Source organism: Massilia sp. DWR3-1-1 (assembly GCF_049898325.1).
GTDB lineage: Bacteria > Pseudomonadota > Gammaproteobacteria > Burkholderiales > Burkholderiaceae_D > JAFCUW01.
Window position 1 is genome coordinate 113,521 of record NZ_JAFCXL010000004.1, and the last position, 15,983, is coordinate 129,503.

Annotated in this window: 9 protein-coding genes; 3 read left to right on the forward strand and 6 right to left on the reverse strand. The window is 66.9% G+C overall.

Annotated features, from left to right (window positions below; translation table 11 throughout):
• The first annotated feature begins 359 nt into the window (after positions 1 to 359).
• On the forward strand, positions 360 to 998 hold the full coding sequence (locus ACP7EY_RS05905) for a hypothetical protein (protein ID WP_426191441.1): 639 nt from the start codon (positions 360 to 362) through the stop codon (positions 996 to 998).
• 32 nt (positions 999 to 1,030) lie between these two features.
• Here ACP7EY_RS05905 and ACP7EY_RS05910 read toward each other — a convergent pair whose 3' ends face one another.
• The 6 genes from ACP7EY_RS05910 to ACP7EY_RS05935 form a co-directional block, all read right to left on the reverse strand.
• Entirely contained in the window at positions 1,031 to 1,420 is a 390-nt protein-coding gene (locus ACP7EY_RS05910; protein ID WP_426191443.1) for a response regulator, read from the reverse strand.
• Positions 1,417 to 3,102: a sensor histidine kinase gene (locus tag ACP7EY_RS05915; RefSeq protein ID WP_426191445.1), complete on the reverse strand. Its 1,686-nt coding sequence runs from the start codon at positions 3,100 to 3,102 to the stop codon at positions 1,417 to 1,419. Before ACP7EY_RS05915 ends, ACP7EY_RS05910 begins: the two co-directional genes overlap by 4 nt.
• Before the next feature lie 237 nt (positions 3,103 to 3,339).
• Positions 3,340 to 4,797 carry a C25 family cysteine peptidase gene (locus ACP7EY_RS05920; protein WP_426191447.1) on the reverse strand — a complete coding sequence of 486 codons (1,458 nt, stop codon included), beginning with the start codon at positions 4,795 to 4,797 and terminating at the stop codon, positions 3,340 to 3,342.
• Complete coding sequence (locus ACP7EY_RS05925; RefSeq protein WP_426191449.1) at positions 4,794 to 6,116, reverse strand: hypothetical protein; 1,323 nt, start codon at positions 6,114 to 6,116, stop codon at positions 4,794 to 4,796. Before ACP7EY_RS05925 ends, ACP7EY_RS05920 begins: the two co-directional genes overlap by 4 nt.
• A gap of 19 nt (positions 6,117 to 6,135) precedes the next feature.
• Positions 6,136 to 9,747 carry a hypothetical protein gene (locus ACP7EY_RS05930; protein WP_426191451.1) on the reverse strand — a complete coding sequence of 1,204 codons (3,612 nt, stop codon included), beginning with the start codon at positions 9,745 to 9,747 and terminating at the stop codon, positions 6,136 to 6,138.
• A complete protein-coding gene (locus tag ACP7EY_RS05935; protein WP_426191453.1) occupies positions 9,744 to 11,819 on the reverse strand; it encodes a CHAT domain-containing protein in 2,076 nt (691 codons plus the stop codon). Before ACP7EY_RS05935 ends, ACP7EY_RS05930 begins: the two co-directional genes overlap by 4 nt.
• Positions 11,820 to 12,257: 438 nt before the next feature.
• Between ACP7EY_RS05935 and ACP7EY_RS05940 the strand changes: the two genes are divergently transcribed.
• Positions 12,258 to 14,243 (forward strand): SDR family oxidoreductase, encoded by a 1,986-nt coding sequence (locus tag ACP7EY_RS05940; protein WP_426191454.1) that lies wholly within the window; start codon positions 12,258 to 12,260, stop codon positions 14,241 to 14,243.
• Position 14,244: 1 nt separating this feature from the next.
• Positions 14,245 to 15,681, forward strand: a complete 1,437-nt coding sequence (locus tag ACP7EY_RS05945) for a wax ester/triacylglycerol synthase family O-acyltransferase (RefSeq protein WP_426191456.1) — start codon at positions 14,245 to 14,247, stop codon at positions 15,679 to 15,681.
• Positions 15,682 to 15,983: the final 302 nt, after the last annotated feature.

Consider the following 15,983-nt stretch of genomic DNA (forward strand, 5'->3'; position numbering starts at 1 on the left):
CCTCGGCTGCCGTGCATCGCGTACGCGCACGTCGCCTACCCGCACGTCGCCTACGCGCATGTCGCCTACGCGCACGGCGACGGCGGACCTGCCGTGATAGCGCCACGTCCGCTCACCGTTGGGCCAAGGAAGTGGATGTGCCGTCGGGCTTGAAGTGACGGTCGGGGACGCAAATGTCGGCGTCCGTTCGCTTCGGCTGGCCCTCTCAAGACTGATGTGTTGCGGCCAGCCACGCCACTACTGCGCATGAAACGGGGATGAAACGGGGATGACCCGGGGTCATGCGCGCTGCGGGTCGACCGCATGCAAAATAGATATTTTTTTGCTATGATCGAGGCTCCACTGGCCGGGCGATCCACATGACCATCGAGATGCAATCCGAGCGCAGGTCGGGAGACCGACGGCGCGACGGCTTTACCGCAAAAATCCTGCACGCCGTGTTCGCCATGCGGCGGGGCTTCGGCAGCGCCGCGGCGAAAAATCTGCTATTGCGCAATGGACACGATGACGACTTCATCGCGCAGGCCCTGTCGATCCCCGGCGAGCGCCGTGGGCAGCGGCGCCGCAGCGACGCCGCGCCGCCCGCGCACACCGACCCGGCGGTGACGCCCGAGCGGACCGATCAGGTGGCGCTGACGCTCGACGCGGCCGGCATGGCGGTACTGCACCGCCTGCGCTTTGAAGCGGACTCCGGCATGCACCGGCTGACGATGGTCGATTGCCCGGCCGACTTGAAACGCTTCGGGCTGATCGAGTTCGCGCAGGACGGCACGGCCACCATCACCGGCAAGGGGCGGCAGGCGCTCAAGCATTTTGCGTGCGTGCGCGCGCTCGACAATATTTGGCGTGGCCTCGATGCCATTCCCGTCAGTGATGAAATCCGGGCCTGGCTGGAATCGAATCTGTTCCTGCTCAGGGACGGCAGCGGCAGTCGCTATGCGCTTACCGAGCTGGGCAAGCGTTGGCTGGAATTTAATCGTTCGCTGTCACATCATTGATCGGACCGGCTGCGGGCCTGCTGCGGGCCGGCTCAGCCGGTCTTGTACAGCCACGTGCGCAGCATCGCTTGCAGCACGGCCATCGGCACCGGCTTGGGGATGTGGTCGTCCATGCCGGCGGCGCGGCAGGTCGCCTTTTCCTCGTCCGTCACGCCGGCCGAGTACGCGATGACCGGCAGCCGCGGCGCGCCGCTGCGCAGTTCGCCAAGCCGGATCTGGCGCGTCATGGCATAGCCGTCCATCAACGGCATGTGGCAATCGGCCAGCACCAGATCGCAACTGTGCAGCGCCAGCCAGTCGAGCGCTTCGAGGCCGTTGCCGACGACGGCGATGTCGGTCGCGCCCAGGTGGGCCAGCTGGCGCGTGATCAATTTCTGGTTGAGCTCGTTGTCTTCGACGACCAGCACGGTGGTGTGGCTCATGCCATCTCCTGCACGGGGTGGGCGGCGGGGACCCGCGCCGCCTGGGGGATGGAAAAAGCGAGCGTGCTGCCCGCTCCCGGCGCGGACTCGAGCGTGAGCTGTCCCCCCATCAGGCGCACCAGTTCACGCACCAGCGACAGGCCCATGCCCGTGCCCGCGCCGATGCGGGCGTCGCCGGCATCGACCTGGAAGAATTTTTCGAAGATCTTCTCATGCACGTCGGCGGGAATGCCGCGCCCCGTATCGCGCACCGAGAACACCAGGTCGGGGCCGCGCGGCGCCAGCGCGACGTCGATCCGCCCCGCATCGGTGAACTTGATCGCATTGTGCAGCAGGTTGTTGAGCACTTGCACCAGTTTCATGCGGTCGCACACGATCATTGCCGGCACCTGGGGCGCGATCGCAAGGTCGAGCTTGAGACCTTTCAGGGCGGCGCTGCTGCGATGCGCATCGACCACGCGCGCAAGCACGATGCGCACCTGCTCTTCGGCCAGTTCGGCACTGTCATTGCCCGATTCGATCTTGCTCAGCTGCAGCAGCTGATTGACCAGGGACAGCAGGTGCTGGCCGCTGGTGTGGATGATGTCGGCGTATTCGCGCTGCTCGGGCTGTTCCAGTTCGAACGTGAGCAGTTCGGCGTAGCCAAGGATGCCGTTGAGGGGCGTGCGCAACTCGTGCGACATATTCGACAGGAACTGCGTCTTGGCCGCATTGGCCGCAATGGCCTGGGCATGGCTGCGCAGCAGGCGCCGGGTCAGCAGCAGCAGGATCCCCGTGAACAGCACGATGGCCACCGTCGACATCACCGCCTGCTTGAACAATTGCGTCTGAACACCCGACAGGGCGCCGATCACGTCCGCCACGTCGATGCCGACCACCACCAGCAGGGGATAGCCTTTGAGGCGGCGGAACGCATACACGCGCTCGCGGCCGTCGATCAGGCTGTTGAAGCGGGTTGTTCCCGCCTGCTTGGCGCCCAGGTTACGGAACAATTCGCTCTTCGTGATATCTTGCCCGATCTCGCTGGCACTGCCCGTGCGGCGCGCACGCACGATGCCGTCCTCGCCGATCAGGGTGACGACGCTGTGCGCGCCGATCTGCGCCGATTCGTACAGCCGGGTGAAATAATACGGGTCCATCGACACCACGATGACGCCGCCAAAGCCGCCGCCGGGCGCTTCGATGCGCCGGGTCAGCTGGATCGACCATTTGCGCGACACCCTGCCCAGCACGGGTTTGCTGACGAACAGCCCCGTCTCGGGATGCTCGCGGTGCACCGCGAAATGGGCACGGTCGGCCAGGTTGATGGGCTTGAAGGGCTGGCTCGACAGCAGGATTTCGCCATCGGCGCCGACCACGGTGTAGAGATTGAAAATGTCGTCGAGAATGACGCCATCGTCGATCAGCTGGCGCAGCGACAGCCTGGTACCCTTTTCCCGGAACTCGTTCTTGAGGAACTGCACGGCCTGGTCGGCCGACTGGATGGTGCGCGCCGTGTGCTCCTCGAACACCCTGGCAAAGCTGGCCGCATCCCGAGTGGCGCTCACCAGCGCGCGCGCCTGTCCCTCACTGATCTGGCGGTGGGTGGACCACCAGACGTCGGCCACCCACGCCGCCGCAAAGCAGCATAACGCCACGACCAGAGGCGCCGTGCTCAGACGCGGCAGTGAAAGTGTTTTCATGAATCGGACGATCGTAAAGGGGGCAGCGCCAGGCCAGGCGTTCCTCGCGTTGAGAAAATCTGCAGTAAAAGTTCTGCGCGGCAAGTATTGCACACCTGGGCAGAAAAAGTGGCGCCTTGCTCACTGACTACTGCCAGTGAATCAATCGGCGCCGAACGGGCTAGCCCGAACGGGCTGGTCGGAGTGCCGGGGGCGCGCACGAAAGCAGTGGGGCAGAGCGCGCCCCATTTCTGCCTGTCAGGCGGTGCCGGGAGCGGGCGGGCGCGCCTGCGGCGGTTGCGAGGGCGGCTCCGGCCGCAGTTTGACGGCGGGATCGCCCAGCACCACGTAGTTGCGGCAGTCGTCGCGCGCGACCCGGAGCGACAACAACGCTGCGTCCGACACCGTTTTGCCGTAGGCCTTGTCATTGAGCAGCTCAATCAGTTGCGTGCTCACCACACCCCATTGGCCGTTGAACTGGTCGGTGGCATGGCCGATACGCTGGCCCGCCATCAGGCGCGCGAGCACGTCGCGAAAGCCCTGTGCCTGCGGCCGCCCCACGGGTGACTGGAAACTGCTTGCCCAGGCCCGGTCGATGTGGCCCAGCGAGGCCAGCACCCCGCCTTGCGGCAGGGACATCAGCGTTTGCGGCAGGCGCGCCGTCATTGCCGCCGGGGCGATCCGCGGCGCCGGTGTCTGCATGGGGAAATTGTCGAACTCCGGGGTGCCCAGGCTGTAACAAGCGAAGAAGAAATGCATCAAGCCGTGGACATTCGCCTGGGCCGGTACATCCTGCGCTGCAAACCAGTGCTCGCTGGAGATATTGCCGTAGCCGGGCCAGTCGTTGCACACCAATGCGCCCTGGTTGAGACCCTGCCTGGCGTCGGTGTGAGGGAAGGCCATGCCGTGCGAGCCCGTGAACAGGATCGACGCGGGCCGCTCGCGATCGCTGAGAATGGCCGCCAGTGCCGCCTTGGTCGACTGTTCGTGCAGATAGGGCTTGACCGTGTAGTCATATTTCGCACCGAGCGATTTTTGCTGCTGCGTTTCGGCAAGAAACGGCTGCGCCACCTGTTCCGTGAACAACTGGGTGGCACGGTCGAAGTCGTGGCAGGTGGCGAACAGGTCGATCTGCCGCCGGGTCATTTTTGTCCCGTCCTCCTCGAACGCGACGACACTGTCGGCATAGGCGCGCAGCGCGTCGGTGGTGGGGAAGTCGAGGCGGCCAACGGCGGCGACGATGTCGAGGCTGTACTGGAACTCGAACGGTATCTCGGTGGGCGGCCCGACGATCACCAGGTAATACGGCATGCCGTCGGCAGGATTGATCAGGTTCAGGGAGGCGCCGTTGCGGTTCAGCCAGGTGCTGGCGCTTTCCCCGCTGCGGTAGCCGTCGGCACCGGCGAACACCCGGTAGAGTGCGCCGGCCTCGGCCTGGCGCCGCTTGAGCAGCCGCGCCAGCGCGTCCAGGTAAGCACTGGCGTCCACATTGGCGGCGACGATGACGCCCCAGCCGACTTCGGCCAGGCTGTCCGTGTCGAGATCGTACGGTACGCCAAAGATCTTGGCATGGTCGAGCGACCTGGCCGTGGCCTGTTGCTGGTTTTCCTGCTGCAGCATCAGGCTGCTCAGGTGCGCTGGCACGCGCACGTCGAGCGGCCGGCCGGTGCTGGCGTCGATCCCGAACGGCAGCGGGGAGGCGAGCGGGGCGTTCATGGCGCGCCTGCGGCGGGCAGCGCCGCTTGCCAGATCAGGTGCGCCACTTCGGGCCCGCCGATATCGCTATGCGCGCCCGAGACGCCGTCGATCTGGCAGATGTAGGCGCTGCCATCGACGTTGTAGACCCGGCCCGGCTGCAGTTGGTAGGGGGCCGCTGCGTCCTTCATGGGCAGCTCGACGGCATCGTCGATGCCGCAGATGCCGTGGATGCCAATGGCGCCGTACTGCGGCGGGCCGAAGGAAATCTGGCCGGCCAGGCCGGCCGCCCAGGGATAGATTTTACCCAGTGCATAATCGAATGTCGACCGCGTGGTGACCAGCGGCCCGCTCACGAGCCGCCCGGCGATGACCGGGTTGAAGTAGCCGGCAACATCGCCCTGGTACTGGTTGCGCGCGCTGAAGGCCCACAGCGAGGTCGCGCCCTGCAGCAGCACGCAGGAGTCGACCGCGCGCGGCAGGCGCGGGGCTGCGCCGCCCGCCTGGATGGCCGACGACATCACGATGCAACCGAAGCTGTGGCCGATCAGGTGCACGCGCACGGCGGGACAGGTCTGGCCGATTTTCAGCAGCAGGCTGTGCAAGCCATTTTCGCCAACGGTGCGCGCGCGCTTTTTCATGGTCCAGAATGTCAACTGGCGCAAGGGAGCCAGCAGGACCTGGCCGATCGCGCCAACGCCGAACGAGGCGATGGCGTCCCCGGCCGTGCTCGAGGCGGGGTCGAACGGCGGGCGGTCGGCGCTGCCGTCGCCGGCGGCGCCGCCCTGGCCCAGGGCGAGCGCCTCGTTCAGGTCGAGGTAGGCCTGGCTCGCCGCTGCCGTCATCGCGGTGGCGCCGGCGTGGGTGCGGACCTCTTCGAACAGGGCGCGCAAGGCTGCGCGCACCGCCGGCGAATCACCCAGTACCTGCGCATGGCTGAGCGTGAGCGCGTCGACCTGGGCGCCCGCGCCAGGGGCGAAGCTGTTGCCCGCCACCAGCGATTCGTCGCCCCAGGGCTGGCTGGGCCAGTGAAAGCCCAGGTGCATGTCGCGAAATGCGGGCCGCTGCGCGCGCATCTGCGCGCGGTCGCCGGTGCGCGCATGGAAGGCGCCGATCCAGCGGTCGTATTGGTCAAATGCGCCCATCACATCGCCTTTCCAGCCATGGCTCCAGATGAACAGATCGCTGATGTCCTGCTCCGCCAGTGCTGCAAGAAACTGTTCGCTGATCAGGCCGTGCGCGGCATCGGCATCCGGATCGGCGCTGCGCTCGACGCCCGCTTCGTCGACGGCGATGAGGAAATACGGGTGCTTGGTTCCAGGTATGGTTCGGTACGGCATGGCAGCGTCCTTGTCATGGTCAATCGGATGGCACGCAGGGCGTGGGCTTGTCTGATACGCGTTCAAAATAGTGGTCCGTCTCGCTTTGGCTGAAGCTGCGCTGCCGTGCCAGCACGCAGGCGCGGTCGGTCCAGGTCCGGATGTCGAGGTCCCAGGTCATGGTGCCTTCGGCCGACGAGGAGATCAGCCAGCGGCCGTCTTCCGACAAGGCCAGTGCGGTGATGGGGGCGTGATGAAAGTCCTGCGCGATGCGGACGGGAAAGCGCGAGCCGGGCTGGAACACGTATAACTCGCCCCGTTCGTTGCCGACCGCGAGATCGTTGCGGCCCGCTGCCAGGACGGTCGGCGGCGTGGCCGCTTCTTCCTGGATGGGTGCGATCTTCTTCGGCAGATCGTTGGCGAGGTCGATGCCATGGATGCGGCCGTCGCGCTCTGCGATCCACAGCCTGTTGCCGCTGGCGTCGAAGGTGGCGGCACGGACGGCGCGATGGGCGTCGCCCAGCCTGGCGGGCAGTTCGCTGATGGTGGCGCAGCCGGAGGCGCTGTCCGTGGCATGCCAGTATTGCAGTTCACCGGTCTTTGCGACGGTCACGAAGTCGCCCTTGGCCGGGTGAAAGGCGACAGCCGCCGTGCCGCGCGAAGGGAAGCTGTTCGGCAAATTGCGCTTGATTTCACAGGCGCCCGCGGCACTGCCGGGCCGGGGCAAGGACCAGAGCGCGGTTGCCCGGGCAACGCGGATGACCAACAATGTGCCCTTGTCGTCGACATGGATGCTGTCGATGTTCGTGTAGTCGGTATGCACCACCGTCGTCGGCCCGCCTTTCGCGCCCCCATCGGGCACGGCGACGATATCGGCCGCCCGGGCGAGGAAAGTCGTGTCGATCGATTCTGCCCGGGCCATGCCGGCAAGGGGCGTGCGCGCCAGGGCCCGGTCGGACGACGGCGGCATGGCGCCCTGGTCGGGACCGAGCTGCGCTGGCATCGCCTGCGCGCGGCCGCTCTTTTTGGGCAAATAGGCATAGCTTGCCGCACCGGCCACCACGCGGCCGAAGGCATGGCGGTTCTCTTCCAGGCTCACGGTCAGGACATCGCCTTTGTCCGTGCTGACCAGGACTTCCTTGTGCTCCGGGTCGACCGCCATGCCGGACAGCTTGCGCCGAAACGTGAAGACGGTGCTGCCGCTGGCCTGGTCTGTTTGATCGGCCGGCAGCGACCAGCGCTTGAGGTGGCCGTCGCCCCCCGTCGAGAGCAACTGGTCCTTGCCGAAAAACTTGAGCTGGGTCACCGTCTGCGCATGGGCGTTGATACGTCGCAAGAGCGATTTGCTGGCGATGTCCCACAGGTCGATCGTGCCGGCCCGGTTGCCGGCCGCGAGAAGGCGGCCGTCGCCGCTGACGGCGACGCTCTCATAAATGGCGCCATCCTGTCCGGTTGGCGCCACGCTGGCCAGTTCGCTCAGCTGGGCCTGCCCATCGAGGGCGGTGATGAGCAGGATATTGCGGTTGTCCGCGGCATCGATCACGGCAAGCTGCCTGCCGCCGTCCCAGGCCGTCAGCACGGGCTGGCGATTGAACTGGCCGTGGCGCCAGGCAGGCGTGGCGGGAACCGGTCCCGACGCCGGCACGCGCCATGCGGCGACCATGCCGAACGCGTAGCTGGCCAACAGGTACTCGCCGCTCACCGCGAACGACACCAGGCCCATACGCGACGGTTTGCCGGGATCGTCGGAAGGCAGGCGCAGGCGATCGCCTTCGCGGGTGCGGGTGGCGATGCGCCAGAGCTGGATGGCGCCGCCGTCGTCACCGGTGGCAAGCAGGCCATGGTCGAGCAAGGCGACCAGGCGCACGCCGTCCGGATGCGCTTGCCTGAGGGCGTTTGGATCGATCTGCCAGGTGCTGCCGTGGGCACGCCGCTCGCGCACTTCCACCGCATGGTGATCGCGGCCGATGGCGGCGATCACGCGGTACTGGCCATTGACGTCGCTTGCCGTGGCCAGTCCCGTCTCCTCCGCTTCCACGGCGACGAGATTGCGGTTCGCATTGAGATAGTCACTGAGCAGACTACGAAAATTGAAGGCGACGGCATGCGGATTTTCTTTCTGGAGAGTGGTGCCGGTGACGGCGGCGCGCGCCCCCAGGGCGATGCCGGGCTTTTCGCTGAGAATGGCCAGCACGCCGGCCTGCACGGCAGTGGTATTGCGTTCGAGGACAAGCGCGGCTTCCTTGCTGATGTTTTTCCAGAAGATGTAGGCGAGCACAATGGCAAGGCAGGTCAAGCTGGCGATGAAGATTTTCGTTTTTCCTTGCTGCTGACGATAGCCGGCGACGGCTTCGAGGAAAGCGAGGTCGTTGTCGGTATCGTGGGCGCGGTCGCCGCGGGTGGGAATTTGCTGAAGTTGACGGCCAGACAATGTCCTGAAATAGCGGTCGCGGCCGCCACCGAGTTGCCATGCGCGTGCCCACTTTTGCCAGGGCTCCAGATTCTCCATGCGCCAGCGCTCGATACTGCGGCGCACCGGCAGCGCCAGGCTGTCGTGCGACAGTTCGTACCACGCGCCGTCTTCGCGGGTCTGGCGCCGGATCAGGTGGCATTCCTGGAGGACATCCATCTCCTCGTCGCTGGGACTGTGCTTTTCCTGCGGGTCGAGCATGGCCGGCAAGCGCATGCCGCTCGGCGAAAGCAGGCGCAGGTCGATCCAGTCGCGCAAGAGCTTGGCCCGTCGCCGCCCCACGGCCGCCTTGCTCAGGGCATTGTCACAATATTGCCGTAGCGCCTTGTCAGGATCGTAGTCCATCACGTCGGCAATGCGGATGGCGTCGACCGGTCTGCCGCCCATGCTCAATTTTTTCCACAGGTCCAGGCAGATCACCTGCAGTTGAACCGCTTCGATGCGATCGCCCTGGCGGGTCTCGATCCTGCCGTCGCGCCCCCGCACGCGCACCTCGCTCAGGGCGCCCGCCAGCACGGTGGCGGCGTCGCCGCCTTGCTCCTCGGGGAAACGCACCCCGATCGCCTGGGCAGGTCCTTTGATCGCGGCGATCGCCTGGTCCTTGCTTAACAGGTTTAGCCTGAAGGTGTTGTGCAGGCGGGTCGGCACCAGTTCGCGGAATTCGTCAAGCCAGGAAAAATATTCTTCGCGCATGCTCAGGATCGCCCACACGGGACTGTGCTCGCGCGCCAGCAAGGTGCCCAGTTGCTGGAAGAAGGTCAGCTGTTCGGCCCGGCTGGCGCCATTCGAGAAGATCTCCTCGAACTGGTCGATCACCAGCAGCAGGCGTTTGGGCGGCGCATGCTCGGGGATCGTGATGCGCTCGAAGTAAGCGAGCAGGGTGTCCTGGTCGGCCGCCGCGCCGTGGGCAGGTGCCAGTTGTTGCAAGCTTGTGCGAACGGGATCGCGTTCGCATCTGCCGCCCAGGCGGATGGTGGGCAAGACGTGGAAGCGGTGCTGCAACTGGGCCAGCAAACCATTTTTTGCAAACAGCAGCGAGCTCTTGCCTGCGCCCGATGCCGAATACAGGACGATGATCCGATGTGCAATGACGCGCCACGCGAGTTCCTCGACTTCCTCGTCGCGGCCGAACAGCACGTGTTGATCGTTCAGGGGCGTGGGGCCGACATACGGGGTGATCATGGCGGCCCCCCTTGCATGCGCCTGTACAGTTCGGCAATAAAGGACGCGACGTCGCCCCAGTACAGGCGCAGTTTTGCCTTGTGTTGCAGATATTTCTCGATGTAGCGGCGGGCACTGCCCGCGTCGAGAATGCTGCTGGGATCGATTTGCGCGGCAAAATGCTGATGATCCCGGCGCAAATCGACGCCCTCGACCTGCAGCAAGGTCCGGAACATGACGCGAAATTCCCACGAGTCCGCCTGAAATCCCACGAACAGCAGTGCGCTGTCACAGACGCGCGAGATGACCGAGGTCGGCACGATATTCTTGACCGTGGGGACCCAGGTCAGGTAGTCGAAAAACTGGTCCTCGGTGATCACCAGCGAGGCCGGGGCCGACAGGTCGCCGAACAATTTGATCACGATGGGGCGTTCGCGCGTGGGCTTGCCGCCCGCGCCCTTGCCGCTCCTGGCCAGGTAGTCGTCGTCGCAACGGGCCGCTGCCGGGTTCCAGCGCAGCAGCCGGACGCGCGGCTCGATGCCGCGCTCTCTCAAGGCGTCCACCAGCAGGTCGCCGGGGTCGGTGGTGATGTACAGGGGCAGGCGAAAGCCTGCCAGCACCGCGTGCGGGTCGGCCGGGTCGCGCTGGCGTTGCGCGCTCCCCACCACGGAAACGAGGGCGCCGAGCTGCTCCATGATGGCGGCATCGTCGAGTCCCCGCAGCGATGCCGGCACGTCCTCCCGGAATTTGTCGAGGATGCGCCGGTACACGCTCTTGTAGAATTCGCGCCTGGGAAACACGCCTTCCCGGGTAATGGCCAGGTACTGTGCGACACGGGGCAGGTCGGCGTCGTCCGGGGCGCTCATGGGATAGCGGTAGGTCTCGCCCCAGGACTTGGCCAGTTCCGCGTGTGATCCGTACAGCTGTTCACCCATGCCCGGACCCAGGATCGGCGTGCATGACGCCGCACGGAGGTTGCCGATGATCGACGCCCACGGGTCGCTGCCGTCGCCGCCGTCGCCACCGGGGCCGAAGCCGGGCGGCGACCAGATGCGGGCACTGTCGAGCCGGGTAAACACCACCGGCATCCACCAGTCGGGTCGGTGCATGACCTTGCGCCGGGCGGCGGCAGTGGCCTGGTCGACCTCGCCGTGGTCGGCCAGTTCGCTGAAGAAGGTCGGCATGAATGCGGCCGAGGTCGCCATCGTCAGGTTTCCCTGCATCGCCAGCACCGCGGCAACCCCTTCGCGCGCCAGCATCGGTCCCAGTGCGGTGAGGGCGTCTCGGGCCGGCGTGCCCACCCCGGCGCTCTGGCACGAGCACAGCACCACCAGGCTGGGCGGACGAGGCAGCGCGCTGATGCGCGCTGCAAACTGTTCGCCGTTTGTCAGGGCTGCGCGGCCGTTTTCATCCTGCAGCCAGAGTGCCGGACCGTTCGGGCCGACCGCACCGTGACACACCAGGTAGAACACGTCGACGCCTTGTTCGAGCGCGTGCATGATCCGTTCGAGCGTCGCCGCCGCCAGTTCGCCCAGGCACAGCGAGGGAATCGAGGCGAGGGCGGTGCGGGCGGCGGCGAGTTCCTGCTGCACATCGATGGTCGCAAACTGCGCGCCCAGATTGGCCGGATGCGCCACCGCCAGCAGCGCCTGGATGTCCTGCCGGGGCCGCAGCATGGGCAGGCGAAACGCCCGCGTGAACAGATAGCGGGAGAACACGCAGCGCTCGTTGCGCAACAGCGCGTGTCCCCGCTCCTGCGGATCGGCCATGGTTTCCCATGCCAGGCTGTGCAGGATCGCCGCCGCCGGATCGATGCGCAGCCTGACGCGCAAGGGCATATTGCGCGCCTGCGCCAGCGCACTTGCCGCGATAAATTTATCGCGCAAGGCCAGCGGGGAAAACAGGGCATCGGAGAGCAGGGCGCCGGTGATGTGCGCATCGGCGGCGAGCAAGCGTGGATCGTCGGGGGCGAGTTCGAGCGCGACGAATGGCGTGATCAGGTCGCCATCGTCGAGGCGCTGGCGCGCGCTGGCCTGAAACCCGTCGCGGGAATCGCGCTGGATCACGATTTCAAGCTCGGAATAATTTTTCATTATTTGCTGTTTAACTCCCTCAAGTCCCGCTTACCGGCGTGGTGGTGTCGTCTGCGCATGGCCAGTGATGCGGCGGCCTGATCAACCAGCGCGAGTTGGAGAACACGGGCGCAGCCCCGCCAATATGGCGAATTGATATTTAAATAGCAATTCGCCTTGGGTATGGGGGCGGCAATCCCGTTCTTTGTGATAGGTAAATAGTCAAGCGGCGACCCGATGGCCGGCGCCGGCCGATGAGATTGTGCCGGCAGGCGCTGGGCCACGGCGCGGTCGCCGGGGCTTTGCCGGACTGTGCAGGGGGAACCACTTGTCACTGCCGCTGTCTAAATTAAGTAGCCGACAACGCAGGCAGGCATCGACGCTCACCGCGTGCCTGGCGGGGGCGGCGCGGCCCGTTTCGATCTAGGCCGCCTGAAGCAACTTCAACGGGGAAGCGGCATGCACTACTTCGTCACTGGCGGTACCGGATTTCTCGGCAAGCGCCTGATCCGCGCGCTGCTGGCCGCGCCGGACAGCATCGTGTGGTTCCTGCTGCGGCCGTCGAGCGCGGCCAGGTTGCCCGAACTGCTGCAATACTGGGGCGAGCAGGCATCGCGCGCGCGCCCCGTCCATGGCGACGTGTTACAGCAAGGGCTCGGCATCGACGATGCCGGGCAGGCGCTGCTGCGCGGCTCCATCGACCATTTTTTTCATCTGGCGGCCATCTACGACCTGCGCGCCGACGCCGCCGCGCAACGGTCGACCAACGTCGACGGCACGCGCCATGCGCTGGCCGCGGCCGCCGCCTGGCGCGCCGGCTGCTTTCACCACATCAGCTCGGTTGCGGCTGCCGGCCTGTACGAGGGGACGTTTCGCGAAGACATGTTCGACGAGGCCGAACATCTCGACCATCCGTATTTCGCCTCGAAGCACGCCGCCGAGCGCGCGGTACGCGAGCAGGGCGCCGTGCCCTGGCGGGTGTACCGGCCGGGGCTGGTGGTGGGCGACTCGCACACGGGCGAGACCGACAAGGCCGATGGCCCCTACTACTGCTTCAAGCTCATACAGCGCATCCGCGGCCTGCTGCCGCCGTGGATGCCGGCCATCGGTATCGAGGGCGGCCGCATCAATATCGTGCCGGTCGACTTCGTGGTCGATGCGCTCGCCTTCATCGCGCACCGGGCGGGCCTCGATGGCCGTTGCTTCCACCTGACCGACACGGCCACCCGCCGCGTGGGCGAAGTCCTGAACGTGTTTGCCCATGCCGCCCATGCACCCGCGATGGGCCTGCGTATCAACGCCAGCGTGGCCGGCATGCTGCCCGACTGGCTGCGCAAGGGGCTGGGCGCCTTGCCCCCGGTGCGCCGCCTGCAGCATGCCCTGATGAGCGACCTGGGGCTGCCGCCGGGCATCATTGCGCTGCTCAACTGGCCGACCCGCTTCGACAACCGGCAGGCGGTGGCGGCGCTCGAAGGCAGTGGCATTGCCTGCCCGCCGCTCGAACAGTATGCCGCGCCCGTGTGGGATTACTGGGAGCGCCACCTGGACCCGGCGCTGCGCATCGAGCGCAGCCTGCGCAGCGCGGTGGCCGGCAAGGTGGTGCTGGTGACGGGCGGCTCGTCTGGCATCGGCCTGGCCACCGCCGGCATGCTGGCCGAGGCGGGCGCCGTCACGCTCGTGTGCGGGCGCGACGGCGCCCGCCTCGAAGCGGCGCGTCAGCAGGTGGCGGCGCACGGCCACTGCCTGCATACGTACCAGGTCGATCTGGCCGACAGCGCCGATTGCGCGCGCTTCGTGCAAGCCGTGCTGGCCCAGCACGGGCGCATCGATGTGCTGGTCAACAACGCCGGGCGCTCGATCCGGCGCGCCATCGACGCCAGCTACACGCGCCTGCACGATTTTCAGCGCTTGATGCAAATTAATTATTTTGGCGCCGTGCAGCTCACGCTGGGCTTGCTGCCGCCGATGGTGGCGCAGGGCGCCGGCCACGTAATCAATATATCGTCGATCGGTGTGCTCACCAACGCCCCCCGTTTTGCCGCCTACGCGGCATCGAAGGCGGCGCTGGAGTCCTGGTCGTACTGCGCCGCCGCCGAGTTCGCCGATGTGGGTGTCAAGTTCACCGTCATCAACATGCCGCTGGTGCGCACGCCCATGATCGCCCCCACCAGCGTCTATCGCGATGCCCCGGCGCTCACGCCCGCCGATGCCGCCCGCCTGGTGGTGCAGGCCATCGTCGCGCAGCCGGCGCGCATTGCCACCGAGGTGGGCTTGCTGGGGCTGGGCGTGCAACTGGCAGCGCCCCAAGTGGGCCAGATCATCATGAACACCGCCTACCGGCTGTCGGCCGACAGCGCCGACGGCGGCGTCCTCGATGCCGCCGCGCCAGCCGCCTCGCCCCAGTTGCAGGCCATGCAACAGCTGCTGCGCGGCGTGCACCTCTGACATGCCCGCGCTGCCGCCCGAGCCGCTGGACGCCGTCGATGCGGCCTGGTTGCGCATGGATCGTCCCACCAACTTGATGATGATATGCGGCATGATGGAATTCGATGGCGCCATCGACCTGGCCGCCTTCAAGCACCTCATTGCCAGTCGCATGCTGTGCTTTCACCGCTTTCGCCAGCGCGTGGTCCGCGCGGGGGGGCTTGGTGCCGGGCCATGCTGGGAGCTTGACGCGCACTTCGACCTCGACTGGCACGTCCGCCGCCTGGCACTGCCGGCCGGCGCCGATGCATTGCGCGAACTGACCAGCGACCTCATTAGTACCGCGCTCGACCCCAGCAAGCCCATGTGGCAGTTTCACCTGCTGGAGGGCGATGCTTGCCACGCGCTCGTGATGCGCATCCACCACTGTTATGGCGACGGCTTTGCCATGCTGCACCTGGTCGAGGCGATCACCGATCGCACCGGGCAGCAAGGGCGGCGGGGCGGGATCGACCTGGCAGCGGCCTCACCGGCGCGCGCAGCGTGGGAGCGGGTCGCCGGTCCGCTGGGCGAGGGGGTGGGCGACGCCTGGCGGGCCGCGCTCGCCGTCACCGGCGCCGGCGCCGCCATTCTCAAGCGGCCCGGCACGGCGCTCGACTACGCGCGCAGCGGTGCCAGCCTGATATATCAAGCGGGCGTGCTGGCCGCCATGGCGCCGGACGGGGCCACGCGTCTGAAGGGCGAGATGGGGGTGATGAAGCGGGTGGCGTGGGCGGCGCCGCTGAAACTGGCGGACGTCAAAGCCGTGGCCGCTGTCCTCGACTGCTCGGTCAACGACGTCATGGTGGCCGCCGTCGCCGGCGCCCTGCGCGCCTATCTGCGCGACCAGGGCGATGCCGTCAGCGAGCGCCCCGTGCGCGCGCTGCTGCCGGTGAACCTGCGTGCGCCAGGGCCCGTCACCGAACTGGGCAATCATTTTGGCCTGGTGTTTGTTTGCCTGCCGATCGGTACCGACGATCCCGTCGAGCGCGTGTACGCGGTACAGCGGCAAATGGCGCAATTGAAGCAGTCGCAGCAGGCGCAGGTGGCCCTGGGGATCCTGGCCGGCATGGGCGTGGCGCCAGAATTTCTCAAGGAGCGCCTGGTGGCGGCACTGGCGGCGAACGCCAGCCTGGTGCTTACCAATGTGCGTGGCCCGCAGGAGCCCCGCTACCTGGCTGGCCGGCGCATCACGCGGCAGATATTCTGGGTGCCGCAGTCAGGTGGAATCGGGCTGGGCGTGAGCCTTCTGAGCTACGCCGGCGAACTCAGTTGCGGGGTGGTGGCCGACGCCCGGTGCGTGCCCGATCCGGGCGCCATCGCGTCGCGCTTTGCCGCGCAGTTCGAACAGCTGCTGCTGTGCACCCTGATGATGCCGTGGCCAGCGCGCGAGGGCGTCCGGTGCCGCTCGCCTGCGTGAACGGGGTGGCTGCACGCGCACTTGCCTTGGCGATGGCTCGACCTTCGTCGCCATCGTGGGGCGTGGGCGCTGGCTTGTTGCGGCGTCGGCGCTGGCCTGATGCGGCATAGCAGCTACCCTGGCGCGGCGTTGCTGGTGCGGCGTTGCTGGTGCGGCGTTGCTGCTGCCTCGCTGCTGCGTTGCCACTGCCTTGGTGCGGCATGGCAGCTACCCTGGTGCGGCGTCGCCGCTACCCGGATGCGGCATCGCAGCTACCCTGATGCGGCGTGGCAGCTACTCGGGTGCGGCGTCGCCGCTGCCCT

Coding starts and splice junctions, on each gene's coding strand:
- ACP7EY_RS05940 (WP_426191454.1), top strand. CDS start 12,258: ATGCACTACTTCGTCACTGGCGGTACCGGATTTCTCGGCAAGCGCCTG.
- ACP7EY_RS05925 (WP_426191449.1), bottom strand. CDS start 6,116: ATGCCGTACCGAACCATACCTGGAACCAAGCACCCGTATTTCCTCATC.
- ACP7EY_RS05935 (WP_426191453.1), bottom strand. CDS start 11,819: ATGAAAAATTATTCCGAGCTTGAAATCGTGATCCAGCGCGATTCCCGC.
- ACP7EY_RS05930 (WP_426191451.1), bottom strand. CDS start 9,747: ATGATCACCCCGTATGTCGGCCCCACGCCCCTGAACGATCAACACGTG.
- ACP7EY_RS05905 (WP_426191441.1), top strand. CDS start 360: ATGACCATCGAGATGCAATCCGAGCGCAGGTCGGGAGACCGACGGCGC.
- ACP7EY_RS05945 (WP_426191456.1), top strand. CDS start 14,245: ATGCCCGCGCTGCCGCCCGAGCCGCTGGACGCCGTCGATGCGGCCTGG.
- ACP7EY_RS05910 (WP_426191443.1), bottom strand. CDS start 1,420: ATGAGCCACACCACCGTGCTGGTCGTCGAAGACAACGAGCTCAACCAG.
- ACP7EY_RS05915 (WP_426191445.1), bottom strand. CDS start 3,102: ATGAAAACACTTTCACTGCCGCGTCTGAGCACGGCGCCTCTGGTCGTG.
- ACP7EY_RS05920 (WP_426191447.1), bottom strand. CDS start 4,797: ATGAACGCCCCGCTCGCCTCCCCGCTGCCGTTCGGGATCGACGCCAGC.